The organism is Paenibacillus allorhizosphaerae (assembly GCF_042659105.1).
Lineage (GTDB): Bacteria > Bacillota > Bacilli > Paenibacillales > NBRC-103111 > Paenibacillus_G > Paenibacillus_G allorhizosphaerae.
Window position 1 is genome coordinate 98,313 of the sequence record NZ_JBHSRV010000014.1, and the last position, 21,050, is coordinate 119,362.

Below are 21,050 nucleotides of genomic sequence, written 5' to 3' on the forward strand. Positions count from 1 at the left end.
CGTCTTCTCCTTGCAAAATAGCCGTTATTTCCAGCTTTCGTTACCGAAAGCGTTTCTCATATAAACGATAGTGTAGCATAGATGACCCGAGCGAAGGTGGATGTTTTGTAAAAAATATCTTATTCCCGCACATCGAACGGCATAAAGGGGCTCCCCAGCACAGCATGCCAGGAGAGCCCTCCTTGAACACAAATTTGCAACGTGAGTAGACAGCGTTAAGCCGCCGGTTGCGCCGCCGATTCATCCTCCTCCGCCACCGTCTTGTCGTTGGTGAGCATCAGGATGAAGCAGATCACGAGCACGGTCGGGACGAGCGCCCACAGAAACGTGTAGCTGATCGAGCCGGACAGCACGCCTGCAATCTTCTCCAGCAGCGGCGCCGGTATAGCGGCACGGCCTTCCGGAGAGAGCAGGACGCGCGGATCGCTCGAAATGCCGCCGACCTGCTGCGCGCCGCCCTTCAACGCATCGGCCAAACCTGCGGCAAAATGGTTCCGCTGCACAATACCGTACACCGTAACGCCGATCGCCATCCCGAGCTCGCGGACGAAGCTGATCGTCGAATTCGCCGACCCGCGCTGCATCGGGCTTAAATGTTGAATGGCCGCCATGCTCAGGACGGAGAACGAAGCGCCGATGCCGAGCCCGGTCACAATCATATAGACGGTAATGAGCCATTTCGGCGTGGACGTCGTCAATGTTGCAAGCAAACTAATGCCGAGCAGAAATATGAATCCGAAGATCAGCATGACGCTGCGATAGCCGAGTTTGCTGCACAGCATCGCGCCGATTTGGCTGGATGCGACGACTCCGAGCATCATTGGCAGAAGCAGAAGACCGGAGCTGGTGGCGGTTCCGCCCATGACGCCCTGCACGAAGATCGGGATGTACACGGTAGCTACGATAAAGGCGACCCCGTAAAACAAGCCGATCAGCGCGCTGGCCCGGAACAGGCGGTTTCGGAACATGCGGTAAGAGATGATCGGTTCCTTCGCACGGGCTTCCGTCCATAAGAAAGCGAGCAGCAGGACGGCAAATCCGGCAAACAAGCCTGCGATCTGCGGGGAGCTCCAAGCGAAGGTGTGTCCGCCTAGCTCCAGACCGAACATCAGGCAGAGGGTGGCGCCGACGAGCGTAACCGCTCCGGCCCAGTCGATTTTTTGTTCGGAATGACCGACGGACTGCTTGTAATGGATTAGGATGAATAGGAGAGACAACAGGCCGATCGGCAGATTGATATAAAAGATCCAGCGCCAGTCGATATAGTCCGTAATGTAGGAGCCGAGCAGCGGCCCGAAAATGCTGGACAAGCCGAAGGTCGCGCCGAACAGTCCCATCGTTTTGCCGCGCTGTTCGGGCGGCACGACGTCATAAATGATCGTAAATGCAATCGGCACCAGCGCACCGCCGCCGATCCCTTGAATTGCGCGGTAAATGCTGAGCTGCACGATGCTTTGTGCCGTTCCGCACAAAATCGATCCGATCAGAAAAACGATCATACCGAATAGAAAAAACTTTTTTCTGCCGTACATGTCGGAGAGCTTGCCGAAGATCGGCATGCCCGCCATGCTGGCGATCATGTAGGCGGATGTGACCCAGATGAATTTGTCGAAGCCGCCAAGCTTGCCCACGATCGTTCCCATGGCCGTTGCGACGATCGTATTGTCCATCGATGCCATCAAAATGGCGAGCAGCAAGCCGGCGAGTATATAGCCCAATTTGCTGTTAGTCGTTTGTGTTCCCATTCTTAAAACCGCTCCTTATTATTCGTTGTAATTGGCTCTCTTGCTTATGGTTTTACTATAGAGCTCTTTCACTGACAGCTATATGTCAGTGTTTGGAGCGGCCTGAATTATTTTATTTACAAGCAGCCTCACCTGGTTATTGTATAAACGGGCGATTGAAGGAGCATGTCCAAGCTTTCGTTTTCAGAAAATGGCGAACGCCCTTCAAATGCCGGAATAGGCGGAAAGGCGAACGTTTGTTTTTGCGGTTTGACAGGTTGAAAAAGCGACTGCTACGATGAGCCTGCTGGGAAATTTTGAAAGGGTGGTCCTGATTGCGATTGCCGGAGTGGCTATTATTTTTTATGAAACAAATGGTTCGTTCGAGAGGAGCGCTTCTGACCGTTGCTTTGCTAACCGTGACAGCCTCCTTGTGTGGAGCGGCAGCGCCCCTTCTGATCGGCCGATTGATGGATGCCGTCACGCTTCGCGGCGGGGAAGGCATGGCCCATACCGCTATGCTGCTGCTGGGCGCGCTGCTTCTGAGCGAGCTGTGCATCGCAGCGAGGGTGTACGTATCGTCGAAGACGATGATTCATCTCTCTTACGCCATAACGGAGGAAGCTTTATCCGCGGTGTTGAAAACGTCGTCCGATTTTTTTGCGAAGACGGCGCGTGGGGAACTGCTGCAGCGGTGCACGAAAGATACGAAGGCGATTCAGCAGTTTGGACTCGCGACGCTTCCAAGCTTTGTGCAAGAGCTGCTGCTCGCATGCATCGCGCTCGCCGTCATTTCCGGGTGGAACGGGCCGCTTGCCGTTATTCTTTTGACGGCGTATATCGTATTGTTTCTCCCTGTCCATCTGTATGGGCGAAAACGCGGGCTCGTTCGAAAGCAGCTTGCGCAGCATGATTCCCGCATCCGGCAAAGCGTGCTGGAGAAGCTGGAGACGATGAAGCAAATTAAACTGTACGGCACGGAAAAAAAGGAATTTGCGGATGTGACGAGGGAGCAAGACCAATGGGCAACGATGAAGTTTCAGGAGGGGATCGTTGACAGCGTGTACCGGACGTTCCCCCGCATACCGGATTCGTTGGCTCCCGTTCTCGTGTTTCTTTTTGCCGGTTGGCAGATGATGAACGGGGAAGCATCCATCGGGCAGTTGGTCACGATTCTTGCCTATATCCCGGCCATTAACGCGCCGGTGCGCTCGTTTTTCGGGCTGTATGTCAGCTTTACCGATATCAAGGTACGGATTCACGGCATTATAGATTACTTGCGCTTGCCGGCGGAGCCGGGCAGGCAGCAGGGACTGCTGCGTCCGGCGCATGTTCGCCGGCTGCCCATCGTATTTGACAACGTTTCGGTAACGGGAGACCAAGGCGATATATTGCGAAACATTCGCTTTACGGTGCATCCAGGCGAGTATGTGGCAATTGTCGGACCGAGCGGCGCAGGGAAAAGCACGCTGCTTAAGCTGCTCCTTCGCCTGCAGGAGCCTTCGGAAGGGGAGATTCGAATCGGCGAATATGCGATGTATCGGCTGGACGCGACGCACGTGCGCAGCCGGATCGGCTATGTCATGCAAGAAGACGTGCTGTTCCGCGACACGTTAATGCGCAACTTGACGTACTTGGCGGAAGCGGACCGGCAGCGAGTGGACTTTTGGATGAAAGCATTCGCAGCCGAAGACATCGTTGTCTCGCTTCCTCTTGGTTACGAGACGGACATCGGTGCAAACGGCGGAACGCTGTCCGGCGGGCAGCGACAGTTGGTCGGACTCGTACGTACGATGCTGAAGCAGCCGGACATCCTGCTGCTGGACGAGGCGACTTCGTCACTGGATCAGACGAGCGAGAATGCGGTGTATGCCGCATTGGACTGCCATGCCGCCGGTATATCGAGAATCAACGTGACCCATCGGTTGAAAGGGGCCGCTCTGGCCGATCGCATTGTAGTGATCGACAAAGGGCGAGTGGTGGAGGAAGGCACGCATGACGAACTGCTTGCGCTTCAAGGGCTGTATGCGCGAATGTGGCATGAAGAACGTGAACGGCTGGAGGAAAGCTCGGAACATGGGACACGGGAAGGAGAGGAACGCGGTGAGCGCCGATTTGCCTTTGGCGGCCGGTAATCGTTCGGCCGTAGCGTCTTATGCGAAGAAACATCTGCTGCCTTATTGGTTGAACTTAGTATTAATCGTGATGAAAAACGTAGTAGGCAGTCTGCTCTACATGGTGCCGCCTTTTATGTCTAAGTACATCCTGGAGACCGTATTGCCCGAGCGTAACTGGAATTTGCTCGTCATTGTCGCCATCTGTATGGTCGTTGCTCCGATTGCAGGAAGCTTGATGATCATTCTCGAGGTCGTTTGGGGAAGGTTCATGGAGAATTTATCCGGTCGCGGGCGGGCTGACTTGTATAACGGGATCCAGCATCAACCGTGGGACTGGCTGGTGCATCAGCGCGCCGGCGATTTGCTTACGCGGATGCTGGATGATACGCGGTCCATCTCCGACAAAGTGAACGGACAAACCGGATTTACGCTGTTTCATATCGTGACGTTAACCGTCGGCTCGGCGATTTTGTTAACGCTTCACTGGGGGTTGGCCGCCGTTGTGCTGCTGCTGTGGGTAGGACAAACCGCGCTGATGTCGGTGCTTGGGCGATATGTCAAACGGCGGGCGGAGGAGACGGCGCAGCGCAACTCGCGTGTCGCAGAGATGGTGCGGGAAATCGTATCCGCCGCTGCCTTTATTAAAGCGAGCGGCAAAGAAGCGGCGGCCTTGGGCAGCGTGCGCAGCGGACTCCATCAGGAATGGGAACAGACGAGGCGCGGCATCGTATTGGACCACAAAGTCCGGGTGCTGAATGGAGCTTTGAATGCTTGTTTTCTCGTGTTGATGTACGCAGCTGGAGGTTGGTTCGTGCTGGAGCAAAGCATGACCATCGGTTCTCTGGTCGCCTTTGTTGCGGTTTATAACTGGCTGAGGCCTTTCGGCATGCAGTTCATCGAGTTGCTGCTGTCCATCATGAAAATCATTCCCCCGATCAACAGAGTAACGGATATCGCTTTCGCCGCAAGCGAGAATACGAATGGGATCATTCCTTCTAAGCCGGTTACATTGGAGGCGGACGGACTATCGTTTCGGTATGAAACCCGGACCGTGCTTCGCGATATCCGCTTCCGTGTTCCTTCGGGGTCGATCGTAGCCGTTGTCGGTCATCGCGGTTCGGGTAAATCAACGCTTGTTGATTTGCTTCTGGGGCTGAGAGAGCCGGATACGGGCCATATCCGCATTAGCGGCATGCCGCTCGGCCAAATCGACCGTCGCTGGCTGCGCAGCCATATGCTGTGCGTTGCGCAGGATGTGATGCTGCGAAGCGGGACGATACTCGACAATATTTTATTCGGGATGGACGCGACGACGGAAGAAGTAATGGAAGCGGTCCGCACGGCCCAGCTGGAAGCGTGGATTTCATTGCTCCCGGACGGACTGCGCACGCAGGTTGGCGAGCGGGGATACGCGATCTCCGGCGGAGAGCGCCAGCGAATCAGTATCGCGCGGGCGCTCCTGCGAAAGCCTGCCATTCTCATCCTGGATGAGGCGACTTCGGCGCTGGATCAACGAACGGAGCGGAGACTGCTGGATCGATTGCTTCTGGAGAGGAAGGACATCATCCTCATTTTTATCACCCATCGCCTTGACATCGCACAGCGGTCGGATCTTGTGCTCGTTCTAAACGAAGGCATCATTGCGGAGCGAGGCACGCATGAAGAGCTTCTGCCGCAATATGGCCTTTACCGGGAGCTGTGGTCCGCGCAAACGGCACGCCGATAGGGGTACATGGATGCGGGTCAGGAGCGTCGTTCCAAACGGAGCCATGAGATTTGACCGCCTCACAGCGCCGAAACGCGTTCCTGGGATTGTCCGCAGGAGCCATCCCGACTTATACCGTCGGCTGACGGCTCCATTTCTCTCCCCATTTGCGCATTTCCAGCAGAATGGCTCCATATTCCTTGCCTTTTTCCGTCAATGCGTATTCGACCGTGACGGGAACCGTAGGAAAGACGTGACGGCTAACGATTTCATATTGTTCCAGCTGCCTCAGCGTGTCCGTTAAAGATTTGACGCTGACGCCGCCCAAGCTTCTTTGCAGCTGATTGAAGCGCTGGGCGCCTTGGCACAGCTGACTGATCACGAAATAGGACCATTTGCCGCTAACGACTTGCAGCGCTTCGCTAATAGCCAGCTGGCAGGGATGTTGGTAGGGAGGATTCAATCGACCATCTCCTAACGTTTCGTTAGTAACTTTGTTCGACGAGTGTATGGCAAAAAAAAGTGCGTTCTTATGCAACTATATCATTTCCTTTAGAATAGCGACAGGGCGTGACAAGGCGGCGCTAAAGCTTTTGCGGCCCGACTACCATTTCTAAAGGAGAGGACGACGGATGAACATGATAAACAAAACGATACTGGTGTTAGGAGCTACAGGACAGCAAGGCGGTTCGGCTGCGGCGCGTTTGTTGGCAGACGGGTGGCAAGTGCGCGCGTTTGTACGCAATCGTTCTGCGAAGGAAGCGCAGGCTCTGGCGCAGAACGGCGCGGAGCTGGCCGTCGGAGATTTGGATGACCGTGCATCGCTGGATGCGGCGATGCAAGGGGTATACGGGGTGTTCAGCGTGCAGCCGAACGAATGGGATCTTCATTTCACGGCCCGGGAAATCGGATGGGGGACTAGCGTAGCCGATGCAGCCCAAGCGGCCGGGGTTCGGCATTTCGTCTACTCGTCGATGTCGGGGGCGGAGGCGCAATCCGCCTTTCGTGAAGTGGCCAAGTGGGAGATTGAGAAGCATATCCGGGCGATCGGCCTTCCGGCGACGGTGCTGCGCTTGCCTATTTTTATGGAAAACTACGTCAACTTTCCGCATTACGGGATACGGCAAGGCACTTATTTCGAAGCGACAAAACCGGACGTCCCGGTGCACATGATTGCCGTGGACGATATCGGCGCTTTCGTCGCCCTTGCCTTTCAGCATCCCGGCACATTTGTGGGGAAAACATGGGAGCTCGCCGGCGATGCCCAGACACCTCCTAATATAGCCTCAGCGATCAGCCGCGTTTCGGGCCATCCGGTTGTTTACGTGCAGACCCCGATGGAAACCGTCCGGGAGCAAAACGAGCTCCTCGGCCGCATTTACGATTGGATCAATGATGGCGGTTATGTCGTGGACATCGCTTCCTTGCGCGAGTTTCATCCGGGTCTGATGACTTTCGATACTTGGCTGGAAACGAATGGAAAGCTGAAGCTGGAGGCCATGTTCAGCCGCCAGATGTGAGTGTACAAGACGGGCGGATGCGCGAGCAGCAATGATAATCGGCGTTCTCCTCTTACGAGCGCAGCCCGCGCTTTCTCTTGGCAGCTCTGTGTGGGCATTTCTGGCCGCCGATACGACAAAACACCGGTTTGGGCCGCATTAAAGCCCTCACCGGTGTTTTGTTTGCAATGTAAGTTACAGCTTGAATTTGGACATCTGATCGAGCAGTTCCTGCACCATCGAGCTCAGCGATGCCGCCGCGGACGAAATTTCTTCCATGGTCGCAAGCTGCTCCTCGGAAGAAGCGGCTACGCTCTGCGAGTTGGCCGAAGCTTCGCCGGCGATATGTGCCACCTGTTCCACGGTTGCGGTCACTTGCTGCGAGCTGGCGGACATTTGCTCGGCTGCGGCCGACACTTCTTGAATCTGCATGGTCACCGACTGGATTTCCTCCATAATGGAAGCGAACAGTTCGCCGCTGGCCGACACGCGCTCTACGCCTTTTTCCACCTCGGCGGTTCCTTGTCCCATCGCTTCCATGGCTTGTGCCGTATCGGTCCGGATCTCTTTGATCAATTGACCGATCTGCTCCGCGGCCGCCGTCGTTTGCTCGGCGAGCTTGCGCACTTCCGCCGCGACGACGGCAAATCCTCGGCCATGCTCGCCTACGCGTGCGGCTTCAATGGCTGCGTTGAGCGCAAGCAAATTCGTCTGCGTACTGATGCCCGTAATGATACCGACAATGCCGCCGATTTCCGTGGAACGCTCCTCGAGCCTGCGAATCGCATTCTCCGATTGGCGCACGGTGGAACGGACGATGCCCATTTGCTCCACTGCCTCCTGGATGGCCGCATTGCCTTGTTCCGATTGCTTCGCCGTATCCTGGGCCGATTCGGATACAGCCAAGGACGATTCGGCGATACGTTGGATGCCTAGGGACATATCCGTCATCGCCTTCGACGCTTCCGCTACATGATGATTTTGCGTCTCCGCTCCCGCCGCCACCTCTTGAATGGATTGCGCGATCGTCTCTGACGCACGGCTCGTTTGTTCTGCGCTCGCCGTTAGCTGCTCGGAGGTAGCGCCGACGGACATGGACAAATCCGTTACGAGACGCAGCATGCCGCGCTGCTTGCCGATCATGGCATTGAAGTGCTGCGCCATCCGTCCGAATTCATCTCCGCTGCGGACGGGCATCGTTTGAGTAAAATTGCCTTCGGAGAGTTGCTGCATCATGTCGACCATCGACTTGATGTGGCGCAGGATCATATGCCGGATGACCAGCGCGATCAATGCTCCGATAAGCAGAAATGCACCGATCGAAATGGCGATGGAAGTGAACATGCTTTCTTTATACGTGCGAAGTACATTGCTTTCAGGAACGACCGTTTCCTCATACCAAATATCGGTGCTGCCTTTTAAAAGGATCGGAGAGAACATCCGGAGCGCTCTGCTTCCGTCAGGTTCTTCAGAGTAGTGGGTCATTCTTCCATACTGAATACCGTTCCATATTTGCTTTTTTTCCGAACTATCCATATACGTTTTCGAAATCAAATCCGGGGCGTTACCGTTTGCGATATACATACCTTTGGCCGATACGATGGAAACATATCCCGAAGCGGGATCGATATCCAAAGCTTTTTTTTGCAGTTCGGCAAGCGAGAAGTCGACGCCGACAATGCCGAGGAACGTACCGGATGAGTCCAGAATCGGCTGGACGACCGAAGTGATCATCGTTTTCTTTCCGGCAACGGCATATTCGTAGGGCTCGAGCAGCGTCAAATTTTTGCTTTTCTTCGGAAGAAGATAGTAATCCCCGGTGCCCTCTTTGTCATAGTCTTTGTTCGGTTCCATGACGATCTTGCCCTCGCTGCGAACGATATAAGGGACGAATCGCCCGGTCCCGTCTTCGTAAGAAGCCTTGTTCATACTTGCTTTATCGTTGCCGTCGAACGCGTTAGGCTCCCACACCGTATAAATTCCGAGAATATTTTTTTGTTTATCCAAATTATCGGCTAATATCCGGACGACGTCTTCCCGCGATAATTTTTTTTGCGTTTTCGCATCCAGCAGCGTGCCGGACAACGTTTGTAACATCGATTGAACACCGATCAGATCGTTTTTGAACGATTGCGAGAAGGCCAGTCCGACCTGGCCCGCTTCGAGCTCTCCTTTGCTTAGACTGACCGAATGAAGCTGCCTCAAGCTCAGGCCGATGAGCGTGCCAAAGGCCGCGATCAGGACGAGCCCGACCGTCGCGACGAGCTTGATGGAAAGATTGAGATTTCGATACCATGCCATTATGTAAGTTCCCCCTCGTGTGCAATATGACATATATCGACAATTTTTGCTAAAAACATTAGTGAGTTTTTACATGGCAAAAAAATAACTGCATCCCCGCTTGTTAGATGGCTCTAACTTGCGGGATGCAGTTTCCTTGTTCGGAGACGTTTGCGTATTGCGAATCATTATCCTTTCAAAGCGCCGATCATGACGCCTTTGACGAAATATTTTTGCACGAATGGATAAACCAGCAGGATCGGGACGGTAGCCACCATAATGGTCGCGTACTTGATCGTTTCCCCGATTTGGAACTGGTCGCCCGCGCTGGCGCCTTGGGACATGCTGTCCGTCGAGTTGGAGATTAATATTTCGCGCAGGATGACCTGCAGCGGGAACAAGTCGCGATCTTTCAGGAAGATGGAGGCGTAAAACCAGCCGTTCCATTTTTCCACCGCATAGTACAAAATCATGACGGCGATGACCGGCATGGACAGAGGCAAAATGATTTTGAACAAAATCGTGAAATGGTTCGCGCCGTCCATTTTGGCCGATTCTTCGAGACTGTCCGGGATCGCCATGAATGCCGTACGCATAATGATCAGGTTGAACGTATTGATGGAAAAAGGAATAATCGTCGCCCACAGCGAATCGACGAGCCCGATGCCTTTCACGACGAGGTAGAGCGGGATGAGGCCGCCGTGGAAAAACATCGTGAATACAATGATGAAAATGAACACTTTGTTCCACATCACATTTTTGCGTGACAGCACATACGCGCCGAGCGCCGTAAGAAACAGGTTGATGATGACGCCGAAGACGAGGATGAACAGTGTATTGCGATATCCTGTCATTATGCTCGGATTTTTAAATACGCTCTCGTAGGCGGAGAAGCTGAGTCCGAGCGGTTTCCATAGAAAGCCCGTATGGCTGATCAACTGCGAGGCGTCGCTGATCGAAGCGAAGGCAACGTATAGCAGCGGATACAATGTAATGACGACGAGAGCGAGCAAAACGGTATGAATCACGACATCGAACGTTTTATCCGCCAATCCGGCGTTCTTGTGCATAATGGTCCCTCCTAAGGGCATTGCGAAGCAATGCCAGCATCGAAAGCATAAGCTTGGGCATTGCGGAGCAATGCCAGCATCGAAAGCATAAGCTTGGGCATTGCGGAGCAATGCCTATTCCTTTTACCACAAACTGCTTTCACTAACTTTCCGGCTGATACGGTTGGCCAGAATAAGCAGCAGCAAATTGATCACGGAGTTGAAAATCCCGACGGCAGTGCTGTAGCTCCAGCCGAACTCGAGCAAACCTTTCCGATACACGAACGAATTAATGACATCGGCCGTGTCGTAAGTGCCCGGATTGTAGAGCAAAATGATCTTTTCAAAGCCGACGTTAAGCAGGTTGCCCATCCGCAGGATGAACATGATCGCAATCGTCGGCAAAATGCCGGGCAGCGTAATGTGTACGATTTGCTTCCACCGGCTTGCGCCGTCCATGCGGGCCGCTTCGTACTGTTCTTGGTCGATGCTCATGAGCGCGGCGATATAAATAATCGACTCCCAGCCGATTTTTTGCCAAATTTCGGAAAGAATGTAGATGGGGCGGAACAGCTCGGGCTTTTGCAGAAGCGCTAACCCGTCGCCGCCGAAGTAAGTGAGCAGCGTATTGATGACGCCGCCGCTGTTCGTAAAGTCTTTAATCATGCCGCAGATGACGATCAGCGAGATGAAGTACGGCATGTACGTCACGGTTTGCACGAACCGTTTGAACGCCTGGTGACGCACTTCGTTGATCAGAATCGCCAAAATGATCGGCATGGGGAATTCAAAGCATAAAGAATATACGCTGATTAAAACCGTGTTTTTCAGTATACGCCAAAAATAATAGCTGCTGAAAAAATCATAAAAGTGTTTGAGCCCGACCCAATCGCTGCCGAGAATCCCTTTCATCGGGGAGTAGTCTTTAAATGCGATAATCGCTCCGTACATCGGCCCGTATTGAAAAATGGCATAAAACGCGACGACGGGGATCATCATCACGTACAAATATTTATTCAGCAGAAAGTCTTTTTTGAATCGCTGCATAAAGGACGCCTTTCGAGCGTGCTCGGCTCGCTTCGCTTCCATTTCAAGCGTCATCGACTTGGCCATTACCATTCCCCTCCTTCCAAAGGCTGACTTTGCTGTTTTTTTAAGCAGGAGGGAGGGCGCAGGCCCTCCCGGCAGTCATTTACCGTTTGTTATAACGATCCAGAGCGGCTTTTTGAATTTGGATCGCCCGGTCCAGCTTGAGCGATTTCATTTTTTCCTGATATTTTTCGAAGTTGTCGAGCGGCTCGGTGCCCAAAATAATTTTGATCGTCATTTCATCGACAAGGGTGTTGACGTCCGTCATAATTTTCGCGAACTCGGAGCTTTCCTCCGGCGTCGGCGTAATCGGCGGCAGCTGGTATTTGCCCATGTCGGTTTTTTGCCAAATGCCAACCGCGTCGCGCTGCGTCGGAAGCGCCAAGTACTGCTCGATATAGCGCTTGTCTTGAACGAACGGTCCGTTATAGTTAGCCCGGAAGTACGTCGACATCGCCTGGGCCGGAGCCAGTTTATCCGGATTTTTCATGATGAGATCGGTATATTTCGGATAGCCGTTCTCCATTTTGTAGCTGACGCCTTCGGTACCGAAGTTAAACAGCATGTGTCCGGCTTCGCTGTAGCCGTAATCGAGCAATCTTGCCGCCAATTCCACATTTTTCGAGTTGGCCGTAATCGCCACCATCCCGCCGTTCGAGAACGGCTGGTCCCGCTGGCCGAATTTCGGCGTGTCGCCTTTTTTCAGCACCGGATACGGGGTTGCGACGAGCTTCGCTTTCGGATCTTTCGCCTCGATCAGAGGCTGCCATTTGCCGATACCGCCGCCGGCATTGCCGACCGTCGCGCCGGTGGCTCCGGAAGAAATATTGGCGTCCCATTGCTTGTTGTCTACGGTTGCGATGTTTTTATCAAGCAATCCGTCCGCGTACCAGGTGCGGAATAACTGCAGGAAGTCTTTGTAGCCTTTTTCCGCCGGACCGAACTTGATCTGTCCGCCTTCCAAATAGAAATTGCGCGTGACGCCGAAGGCGCCGCTGAACGCGCCGTTGTTGAAATCGTTGAATACGCGCGGCGCGCTGTTGACGGAGAACGGTGCCGTTGCGCCTTTCTTTTCCTTGAACGCTTTGAGCATCGCCGTCCATTCGTCGATGGTGGTTGGCACCGGAAGCCCGAGCTCGTCAAGCCAATCTTTGCGCACGATCGGCCCCTGGAACACCATGAGCGCCTCGTCGCCGCGAATAAACGGGAAGGCGAAGTAGTTGCCGTTATCCGTTTTGACCATCTTGTCGACTTCGGGATGCTCCTTCAAATATTTCTTCAAATTCGGCGCATATTTATCGATGACGTCGTTCAGCTTCAATATATAACCGTCTTTAATCGCTTTTTCCGGTCCGCCCGGGAAAGACAAGAAATCGTATTCAATCATATCCGGCAGCTCGCCCGAGGCCAGCATCACGTTCAGCGCTTCTTTGGCCTGGTTGGCCGGAGGGGCGGTAAACTTGATTTTGACGCCCGTCTGCTTTTGCCACTCCTGGAAGAACGGCGTTTCCTCATGCGAAGCTTTGACCCCGCGAAGGTTGCTGGTCAGGTCGCCCCAATACGTTAAGGTTTTGTCGGATTTCATCGGATACGTAACCGCAGCACCCTGCGTAGAAGATCCGTTTGGAGTCTTGCTGCCTTCCGCCGCATCCGGCGCTTTTGAAGTACATGCTACCATTAAGCCGCCCATCATCGTGGTTGCCAGCATGACGGGGACGAATTTCTTGGATCTCCGTTTCATATGGTATGACCTCCTGATTTGTCCGGTTTGTCCGGATTTCTATGAGATGCTTCTCATGCCATCATTATATGACAGCGCTTACACAAAATGAAATCGTAATTATATCCAATTCAGTCGGCAAAATGCTATGAGCCCATATGCAAAATAGCCACTCGCATCGGCAAAACCTCCAAAAAGGGGCCAAGCCCAAACGAAAAAGCCGCACCGCTGCGGCTTATTCTTCCAATAATTCCTTATATTTTCCCGGCGTGATGCCTTCGTATTTTTTGAAGGTGCGGATAAAGGCGTTCACATCGTTGAAGCCCGCGAGACTTGAGGCGTCGGTAATGTTTTTTTTGCTGTCGGCGATCAATTGTTTCGCCTTTTCAATCCGTACCTTATTGATGAAATCAAGCAGCCCTTCGCCGGTATGATCTTTAAACAGTCGGGACATGTAAGTCGGCTTCATCTCAAAATGATGCCCGATCATCGTAATGTTCAGGTTGGGATCGCGGTAGTGCTCGTGAATGAACGCCGTGATCCGCTCGGCCAGCTCGCTGAGCGCATGTTGCCGCGATTGCTGAATGTTCTGCTGGCGTTTGGCGGAAGTATAATCGCATACTTTCTGCAGCAGCCCAGTCATTTGCATCTGCATGTCTTGCAGCGTTTCGCATGTGCTCAGTCGTTCGATGCGCTTCGTATTTTGCAGCAGGAAATGTTCCTGCCCGTCTCCGATTTCGCTGACAGTTTTCATCATCGTGCTGACCAAGTCCAGCATCAAGCATCGCGCAATGGCAATGGACACGACGGGACGGTTCAGATTTCGCTCGATGATGCCGCTAAGCGTCTCCTTCGACCGTTCGAAGTCGCCGATCTTCACGTAATTGATCAGCTGCTGCTCGACCTGAAGCGGGTAATAATACGCGGCGGGCTCGCTGTCGTCCGCTCCCGTTTTGTAAATTTGTTCATAAGACAATATCTCATTGCTGCCCATTACCAGCTTATATTCCATCGCGTCGAGCGCTTCCAGGTATGCTTTGGCGATGTTGTCGATTCCGCTGTGGATCGATGAGATCGATAGCGTCAAGTGCAGATGGTAGTGCGTATTCAAAAACGCTTGCGCTTCTTTAGCGATTTGCATTAAATCGTCCATGCGCGAACCTTCATCCTGTTCGGATACATTGATCAGGCAGGCAAGCGTATGATCGACCTCGGCCGTGTAGCCGCGATGCCGCCGCCCGGCCAGCTCTTCGACGACGTTGCTTACGATAAACTGGAGCAGTTTTTGTTTGTCGCCCGTCTCCATCCCGTCCAGCCTTTCATGAAAGGGGGCGCTCGCTTCGACATACAGCATAATGACGGCGAAGTCGCTGGAGATCGGCTTCATATTAAACGTAATCAGCGATTCGTCGACCGGGATTTGACTGTCGATGCGGCCTTTCAGCAGACGTGCGATAAAATTCGAGCGCAGGATGTGCTGCTGGCTTTTCATCCGGTCCATGATTTTATCCATCTCGCTGAGTGTGCTGCCGATCGCTTGTTCAAGAAATTGAAATTCGTTGTGCTCTTTGCCGTAGCTGACATTGGATTTGCCGGAAAACGTCTGCACGAGCCGCCGGACCGGGTTGTAGTTGCGGCGCAGGAACACATAGGTCAGCAGACTGCCGCCGGACAAGCTGATAAGAACGCTTACATAAGTCAAGTTCCGTACATGCTGCGCTTTCTCCCAGTATAGGGAACTCGGGATCATGGAAATATAGGTCAGCCCGACGCGCTCCGAACGAATGGAATGAATCTCGTATTTTTCCCCGTCTTTTTTATAGTAAAAAAACTTGGATTCATCGCCGAGCTGGTCGAACGGAAAATCGGAAGGGATCGTTTCGTTGGCGTTGGAAACGAGCGTCTCGTTATTCCGGTTCAATATGAGCACATGCCCTTTATTGAACAGCTCTACATTCTGGATCGCGCCAAGGATGCGCGCTTGATCGATCATGACGACGTTGGTTGCCAGCGTCCCGTCTTTATCCGTATTGTAGGGGCTGACGTAAGCGACCGTTTTGCGAATTTTAAGGTTTTCATCGATTCGGACCATCGGCACGAAGCCCCGGAAATCTTTGCGGTCGACCAGGGAGCTCCATTCGCCATAAGGAAACGAAGGATCGGCATGCAAAGTTTGATAGGCGAACGGCCCGCTGCGGACGGTGCCAGGAAGTACGACGGTATTATCGCCGCCGAGGTACGTATAAAACAAATCGACGGTCGGGTAGGCGGATTGGTACAAATTGAAGTCCTGCGTCAGTTTGTATCGATCGTAAATATACTCGTTTGGAGAAGAGGCGTACTTATTGGAATTCAGCAGCTCCTGCATCTGCAAGTTCCAGGTCATTTCGAAGTTCAGGCGCTCCATCGACAAGAAGTAGTTGTCCATCACTTCCCGGACCTGCTTCAGTAACGAAAGATTCGCTTGGTGGATCTCGCCTTCGAGCGTCGTGCTGGATTCGCGGTATACGATCACGCTGATCATGACGGGCAGCAGAAGAACGGCCAAATAGGAAAATAGCCAGGTCAACACAATACTTCGACGATGAATGGAAATGGTTCTCGGCAACAGCATTCGGTGTTCCTCCTCATAGCAGACTGCTTCAGGCGGTTCTTCATCGAAAGGCATCCGTCACATTCATTCTTATTTTAATGTTTATTTAAATCGGCGTACACCTTTTAGAAAATATTGTTTGAACCGGCGCGGCGAAGGGTAATGGGTAATGATTAGACAATCGTATATACAAGGGGGCTCGGAAATTGTGCTGTACATCTTATGCTATAAGGGAAAAAGTCTGGGAAAACCAATGGAATGGTCGGATGCGGAAGTACGGCTTCAGCAGATGAGCCGCTGCTTTAACGGTCTGGAGATTGTGCCTTGGCATGCGAATGACAACGCCGAAACCATCCCCGAACAGCACAAGCTGGGATAGAAAAAAAGAACCGCGTAAGCATCAAGTGGATGCCAGCGGCTCTTAGCGGTGCATTAATTCGCGTCAGTCATCAGCTGCGTATACTGATCATCCGATAGAACGCGGCGAGCGGTAACATAACGTTTTGTGTAGTAGGAGTCGCTCATTTTCGTAATGATGACGCCTTTGTCCGTAGCGGAGTGATAAAATTTGCCGTCGCCCACGTATACGCCTACATGGGAGATTCCTTTGCCGTCAGTATTGAAAAATACCAGGTCGCCGGGGCGAAGCTGATCTTTGTCCACCGAGTCGCCAACCGTGGCTTGGCCTTTGGAAGTATGCGGCAGGTCGATACCGAACTTTTTGAACACCCAAGAAGTATAGCCGGAGCAGTCAAAGCCTTTCGTTGTTGTGCCGGACCATTTGTACGGCGAACCCAATCCTGCGTTTACCGCTGAGCTTAGTGGGGTTTCAGCAAATGCGCTGCCAACCGAGATGGTGCAAAACATAGTCAAAGAAAGTGCAAAACCGACAAGCTTCTTCAAAGAAGTTTCCCCTTCCGGTGCCTACGAGGTTAGCTTGAGGGTTCGGTTGAAGGTTCCCTATGATCACTGTGAAGCGAGATCAATTCACCCAAATTGTGGTCCCCCGTTTTCCGCGAACGGAAATTCGGCAAAATTTTCATTTTGTATTGCTATGTACAGGTATTCGTGGAAAACTGAGCTTTTCCTTCTTTTGTCACAATATTGTCACAATAATTAGGTTAAAACATGAAACCTGCCGATTCGCACCGGGGTTGAGTGTTAGCGCTTACAAAATAAGGAAACAGAAAATCGCCCATCCTTTCCAATCCTTGGAATTTTGTCGAAAAAAGCCGCTACCGCTCGCAGCGCGGCGCCGACATAAAGAACGTGTCGGTCAACGGCGAAAAAGGCCCCGCCTCCTCCGATTCATCGGGGAAGTGGGGCCTAAACGGCGCAAACGGTATTATGCTTTTTCCGACCAAAGTGCATATTGGGTGGCGATCGCCCACAATTTCATGAACATGTGAACGAGTCGGTACGCCTGGAACAATACAAGTGCGGCTAATCCGGCCCAGACGAAGGCGGAAACCATGACGGCCGCCGATACGATGAAGGTAATCGCCAACACGCCCAAAGCGGTTAATACGATGACATGTCCTTGCCTCATCACGAACAGCACGGTGTAGAGAGAAGAGCGGCCGTCCACTTTACCGACCTGCAAATACAGAAAGAGCAGCTGCAGCAGGAAAATGTAAGCGATAAAGCAGCCGGTTGCAGGAAGAAGCGCTTTGCCGAGGTCGGTGTAGGAAGACTGCTCGGCATATTGACGCAGCGCATATGGCACGAGCCAGTACAGCGGGACCAGCGATAAAAGCGTCTGTAGCGCATACAGGCCGAGGAAGGGGAGGGCCAGCTTGCGAATCCCCTTCACGAAACGGTAGCCCGCATTCATTTCCAAATGATGCAGCGAATAATAGATACCGGCGTTGATGACTGGACTGAGCAGCATGCGCAAACCGATCAGAGCGCTCGCCCACCATATATACGGCATGAGCAAATCGGTCTTCATGATCTGAAACTGCCCTTCGATCCAGAACAGCTGAGCCGTTTCGTGAGAAAGATCCTTGCCCGGATACCGGTGAAGCAAAGGGACGACAATGGATTGAATCAGTTTGTAAATCAACACGCCCCAAGCCAAATTATAAAGGAAGAGCGCAAAGACGGCGAACGGTTGCTGCCAGGCGATCGCCCAGCCTTTTTTCATCCAATACCACATAATCGCTTCTCACCTCTCACAAGGCGACCCATCCGAACAAGGTCTCCAAAATTTTCACGACGCTCATATTCCAACGGGCCGAAAGCTTCGGATCGACGTTTGTTTTCATGAATCCGTTAATCCGTTTATTCTCGAGCACAATCGTATGCTGCGGATCGATAGCGACCCAATCGAGCGGGGCCGTATATTTAAAGCTCATAATGACTTCACTGTCCGCGCCGTCCCACGTTTTGTCAATCTGCGATCCGTCGGCGAAGCGGAATCGGATGGGCACGTCCCGATACGTTCCGCCCAGCTTGCGCAGCTGCACTTTATTTTCGTAAACGGTTTGCCCGCCTTCGGTCAGTTTGCGGGTTTCAATGCCGGTTACCGCGTAATCGACCATCATGCCGTTATACACATATTGGTCGAAGAAGTCTTTCCAGCTTGTTTTGGTTACGTCTTCCACCGTTTTCTGAAAATCGCTAGATGTCGGATGCTTGAATTTCCAACGCTGAAAATAGTTGCGCATAATTTTATCCATCGTATCCGGGCCGACCTGCCGCTCCATCGCTTTGAGCACCAGCTTGGCGCGGGTATATACATTTTCGGCATACTGATTGTGGCCGCTGAAGCTCCATGAATTTTTGCGCAGCGCCGCCGGCGATGTGATATAGCTCGACTCGACAAGCAAATTCGGTCGTACGCCGTACTCGGAAGCCATGAGCTTATCTTCCGCATAGGAGGTGAACCCTTCATCCAGCCAGGCTTCCTCGAATTCGTTGCTTGCCACCATGCCGTAGAAGAACTGGTGACCGATTTCATGCACGACAACGCGCTCGAGCTCGAGGTTCGGGTTTTCTTCCGAAGCGCCCCACGCGGTAACGAGCGTCGGGTACTCCATGCCGCCAGCTCCGTTGCCTTCCTCCGGCGGAACGACGATCGACAGGGTGGAGTAAGGATAGCTGCCGTACCATTCGGAGTAGCGGGCCAGCGCTTTTTTGGCGGCGGTCATGTACCGGGCCTTGAGCGCTTCATGCTTCGGATCGAGATACAGCTTAATGCGTACGCCCGGCAGCGACTTGGTTGCGTAAGGCTCTTCGTAATAGATGAAGTGGGGGGAAGCGGCCCAAGCGAAATCGTGGACATCGTCCGAATAAAAATAGTACGTTCTCGTCTTCCCGTCGTCGGCAACCGGCCGGGTCGGAAAGCCGGTGGCTGCGACCGTGTAAGCGGAGGGCACCTTCAGCTTGACGTCAAATATGCCGAAATCGGCATAAAACTCGGAATTGCCGTGATACTGGTGAAGATTCCAGCCTTCTTCCTCGCGGCCGCGAGTGCCTTTGGGCTCGTATACGGCGATTTTCGGAAACCATTGACCAGCCATGACAAAATCGCCGGCATAGCCCATACGGGCAAACACTTGAGGGAGCTGCACCACAAACTCGGTCTTCAGATTCACCTTCTCTCCCGGCAGCACGGCTCGGGGCAGCGGCACCTTGATCAGCGTCTTGTCATCCTTGTTGCCGTCGTCCGGCTGCACGTATTCGATACGGTCCCCGAGTTCCAGCTCCGCTCCGTCCATCGTTCGGATCGACTTCACGGTCATGCTGCCGTGATTACCGTCCTTGCTTGCATCGCTGCGCAGCTTCCCGCCGGATTCTTTCATGAATGTTGTCTTTTTCGATTCAAACGCATTCGGATACAGATGAAAGTACAATTCCTTTACCGGTACGCTTCCAGGGTTTTTCCAGGTCAGCGAGGAGGTACCGGTAATCATTTTGCCGGCGGCGTCAAACTCAGCGTTCAAATGATATTCCACGATGCGTTCGCTCAGCGGTTTGGGTGCCGGCTTCTCGGCAGGCTTGGCCGGCAAGCTCGGCGGCGCTGGAGGTGGCGCTGCAGGCTCTGTCAGCCGAAGCGAGGCGGACGCGCTTTTCGCTTCGCTGGAGGGCAGGAATATGCCGGTGGACGAGCCGTCCGCTTGTCCTTTGGACAGCGGCCAAGCGGGCGCTTCGATCGCCGAGCGCGCGGAGGCGGATTTCACCGGCTTCAGCTCCAGCGGATTCACGGCATCATCAGCCGTTGCGATGCCTGGGTAAGCGGCCGGGGAAGCGGCGGGCAGCATCCACCCGCCAGCCTTCGTGCCCGGCTGCATTCCGTCAGGAAGCAGGGAGCCTGTGAGCAGGGTCACGCCGCAGGCCAGTAAGAGGACGGTGCCCCATTGTGAGGTTCGATTGCCGAGTCGTTTTCTCATTCCATTTTCACCCCGTTGACAAGCATCTACAGCATGTATATGTTTGTGGGACGAGGATTATTTCTGCGGAAATGAAAAAAAGCCGTGCGAACAGCGAGGCCGCGTACTGCAAGGCTTTCCTTCCGGGTTATGCTTACCCTTGTTACTATAGGCGGAATTCGTTAAAATTAGAAGGAAGTAACGATTTCAAGATTTCCATGACCGAGAATCACTCGATAGGATGGTGCACAATGAGCACGAATGAAACGAATGCACAGCCCGGAGCGGGGGAACAGGGCAAGAAGCTGCCTTCGCTCAATATTATAAGCAACAAAGAAACGAAGCACCGGGGGTTCGGGCAAGGCACGATCGACCTTAGCCAACTGTCGAGCGTCATTATCGACGGCGACGAGGCGTATCTGGATATGGGTGCGCTGCACGCAAAAAGCAAGATCGAGAAGGGCATCAAGTTTACGACCGACAAGTCGGAAGCGCAGAACGGGCGCCCATGCTGGATCGTATGGGTAGCGGTCGATTTCAAAGAAGAAGGCAAATATTACGCGGGCGTAACCTCCTGCGAAATGCTGGTTGACACGGAGGCGAGAAGAGGCTGGAAAATTCTTGCGGACCACGTCAATCGAATGGACTATGCGCTCAAGCGGCGCATCATGGTCGATAATTTGGGCGCCGCGCAGAAGGCTGCGCTCAAAAGGCTGCTGATCGAAACGGACCCGAAAATGTGGGAGCTTTCGGAGCCGAATATAAAGGAAGCACTTGGATAAAAAAGATTTTGTCTATTATGTGACGGTCATTGTACGGCATGGCATAACGATGTATACTAAACGCTAGTATATGCATCATATACTAGGACAGCAAAAAGGCAGACCTCCGGTCTGCCTTT

Annotated in this window: 15 protein-coding genes and 1 riboswitch; of the genes, 5 read left to right on the forward strand and 10 right to left on the reverse strand. The window is 53.1% G+C overall.

Going from position 1 to position 21,050, the window contains the following annotated elements:
* Window positions 1-215: 215 nt before the first annotated feature.
* Window positions 216-1,745, reverse strand: coding sequence for an MDR family MFS transporter (locus ACFQI7_RS31040; RefSeq protein WP_218101594.1), 1,530 nt, complete (start codon window positions 1,743-1,745; stop codon window positions 216-218).
* 344 nt (window positions 1,746-2,089) lie between these two features.
* Here ACFQI7_RS31040 and ACFQI7_RS31045 point away from each other — a divergent pair, with 344 nt between their 5' ends.
* Entirely contained in the window at window positions 2,090-3,859 is a 1,770-nt protein-coding gene (locus ACFQI7_RS31045) for an ABC transporter ATP-binding protein (protein WP_218101593.1), read from the forward strand.
* Entirely contained in the window at window positions 3,828-5,567 is a 1,740-nt protein-coding gene (locus ACFQI7_RS31050; protein ID WP_218101592.1) for an ABC transporter ATP-binding protein, read from the forward strand. Before ACFQI7_RS31045 ends, ACFQI7_RS31050 begins: the two co-directional genes overlap by 32 nt.
* Before the next feature lie 109 nt (window positions 5,568-5,676).
* Here ACFQI7_RS31050 and ACFQI7_RS31055 read toward each other — a convergent pair whose 3' ends face one another.
* Complete coding sequence (locus ACFQI7_RS31055) at window positions 5,677-6,009, reverse strand: winged helix-turn-helix transcriptional regulator (RefSeq protein ID WP_218101591.1); 333 nt, start codon at window positions 6,007-6,009, stop codon at window positions 5,677-5,679.
* A 169-nt stretch (window positions 6,010-6,178) separates the two neighbouring features.
* On the opposite strand from ACFQI7_RS31055, the gene ACFQI7_RS31060 reads away from it, so the two are divergent.
* A complete protein-coding gene (locus tag ACFQI7_RS31060) occupies window positions 6,179-7,066 on the forward strand; it encodes an NmrA/HSCARG family protein (protein ID WP_218101590.1) in 888 nt (295 codons plus the stop codon).
* Window positions 7,067-7,240: 174 nt separating this feature from the next.
* Here ACFQI7_RS31060 and ACFQI7_RS31065 read toward each other — a convergent pair whose 3' ends face one another.
* From ACFQI7_RS31065 to ACFQI7_RS31085, 5 genes are all read right to left on the reverse strand, one after another.
* Window positions 7,241-9,346, reverse strand: a complete 2,106-nt coding sequence (locus tag ACFQI7_RS31065; RefSeq protein ID WP_218101589.1) for a methyl-accepting chemotaxis protein — start codon at window positions 9,344-9,346, stop codon at window positions 7,241-7,243.
* Between the two features lie 167 nt (window positions 9,347-9,513).
* Window positions 9,514-10,395, reverse strand: a complete 882-nt coding sequence (locus ACFQI7_RS31070; RefSeq protein WP_218101588.1) for a carbohydrate ABC transporter permease — start codon at window positions 10,393-10,395, stop codon at window positions 9,514-9,516.
* A 123-nt stretch (window positions 10,396-10,518) separates the two neighbouring features.
* The gene (locus tag ACFQI7_RS31075) at window positions 10,519-11,463 is read right to left on the reverse strand and encodes an ABC transporter permease (RefSeq protein WP_377518168.1); all 945 of its coding nucleotides are present in this window, start codon (window positions 11,461-11,463) and stop codon (window positions 10,519-10,521) included.
* 103 nt (window positions 11,464-11,566) lie between these two features.
* A complete protein-coding gene (locus ACFQI7_RS31080) occupies window positions 11,567-13,204 on the reverse strand; it encodes an extracellular solute-binding protein (protein ID WP_218101587.1) in 1,638 nt (545 codons plus the stop codon).
* Window positions 13,205-13,418: 214 nt separating this feature from the next.
* Window positions 13,419-15,797 carry a helix-turn-helix domain-containing protein gene (locus ACFQI7_RS31085; RefSeq protein WP_218101586.1) on the reverse strand — a complete coding sequence of 793 codons (2,379 nt, stop codon included), beginning with the start codon at window positions 15,795-15,797 and terminating at the stop codon, window positions 13,419-13,421.
* A gap of 148 nt (window positions 15,798-15,945) precedes the next feature.
* On the opposite strand from ACFQI7_RS31085, the gene ACFQI7_RS31090 reads away from it, so the two are divergent.
* On the forward strand, window positions 15,946-16,155 hold the full coding sequence (locus ACFQI7_RS31090) for a hypothetical protein (protein ID WP_218101689.1): 210 nt from the start codon (window positions 15,946-15,948) through the stop codon (window positions 16,153-16,155).
* Window positions 16,156-16,208: 53 nt separating this feature from the next.
* Here the strand turns inward: ACFQI7_RS31090 and ACFQI7_RS31095 are convergent, their stop codons facing one another.
* The 3 genes from ACFQI7_RS31095 to ACFQI7_RS31105 all read right to left on the reverse strand — a co-directional run bounded on the left by ACFQI7_RS31095 (window position 16,209) and on the right by ACFQI7_RS31105 (window position 20,170).
* Window positions 16,209-16,679, reverse strand: a complete 471-nt coding sequence (locus ACFQI7_RS31095; protein ID WP_230415420.1) for a C40 family peptidase — start codon at window positions 16,677-16,679, stop codon at window positions 16,209-16,211.
* A gap of 3 nt (window positions 16,680-16,682) precedes the next feature.
* Window positions 16,683-16,819: riboswitch (cyclic di-AMP (ydaO/yuaA leader) on the reverse strand.
* A gap of 302 nt (window positions 16,820-17,121) precedes the next feature.
* Window positions 17,122-17,934, reverse strand: a complete 813-nt coding sequence (locus ACFQI7_RS31100) for a hypothetical protein (RefSeq protein WP_218101585.1) — start codon at window positions 17,932-17,934, stop codon at window positions 17,122-17,124.
* Between the two features lie 16 nt (window positions 17,935-17,950).
* On the reverse strand, window positions 17,951-20,170 hold the full coding sequence (locus tag ACFQI7_RS31105; protein ID WP_218101584.1) for a M1 family metallopeptidase: 2,220 nt from the start codon (window positions 20,168-20,170) through the stop codon (window positions 17,951-17,953).
* A 230-nt stretch (window positions 20,171-20,400) separates the two neighbouring features.
* On the opposite strand from ACFQI7_RS31105, the gene ACFQI7_RS31110 reads away from it, so the two are divergent.
* Window positions 20,401-20,931, forward strand: a complete 531-nt coding sequence (locus ACFQI7_RS31110; protein ID WP_218101583.1) for a YwhD family protein — start codon at window positions 20,401-20,403, stop codon at window positions 20,929-20,931.
* The last annotated feature ends 119 nt before the right edge of the window (window positions 20,932-21,050 follow it).

Excerpts from the sequence above, each read along its gene's own strand:
- ACFQI7_RS31040 (WP_218101594.1), bottom strand. The coding sequence starts at position 1,745 with ATGGGAACACAAACGACTAACAGCAAATTGGGCTATATACTCGCCGGC.
- ACFQI7_RS31045 (WP_218101593.1), top strand. The coding sequence starts at position 2,090 with ATGAAACAAATGGTTCGTTCGAGAGGAGCGCTTCTGACCGTTGCTTTG.
- ACFQI7_RS31060 (WP_218101590.1), top strand. The coding sequence starts at position 6,179 with ATGAACATGATAAACAAAACGATACTGGTGTTAGGAGCTACAGGACAG.
- ACFQI7_RS31065 (WP_218101589.1), bottom strand. The coding sequence starts at position 9,346 with ATGGCATGGTATCGAAATCTCAATCTTTCCATCAAGCTCGTCGCGACG.
- ACFQI7_RS31070 (WP_218101588.1), bottom strand. The coding sequence starts at position 10,395 with ATGCACAAGAACGCCGGATTGGCGGATAAAACGTTCGATGTCGTGATT.
- ACFQI7_RS31075 (WP_377518168.1), bottom strand. The coding sequence starts at position 11,463 with ATGGAAGCGAAGCGAGCCGAGCACGCTCGAAAGGCGTCCTTTATGCAG.
- ACFQI7_RS31080 (WP_218101587.1), bottom strand. The coding sequence starts at position 13,204 with ATGAAACGGAGATCCAAGAAATTCGTCCCCGTCATGCTGGCAACCACG.
- ACFQI7_RS31085 (WP_218101586.1), bottom strand. The coding sequence starts at position 15,797 with ATGCTGTTGCCGAGAACCATTTCCATTCATCGTCGAAGTATTGTGTTG.
- ACFQI7_RS31090 (WP_218101689.1), top strand. The coding sequence starts at position 15,946 with ATGATTAGACAATCGTATATACAAGGGGGCTCGGAAATTGTGCTGTAC.
- ACFQI7_RS31100 (WP_218101585.1), bottom strand. The coding sequence starts at position 17,934 with ATGTGGTATTGGATGAAAAAAGGCTGGGCGATCGCCTGGCAGCAACCG.
- ACFQI7_RS31105 (WP_218101584.1), bottom strand. The coding sequence starts at position 20,170 with ATGAGAAAACGACTCGGCAATCGAACCTCACAATGGGGCACCGTCCTC.
- ACFQI7_RS31110 (WP_218101583.1), top strand. The coding sequence starts at position 20,401 with ATGAGCACGAATGAAACGAATGCACAGCCCGGAGCGGGGGAACAGGGC.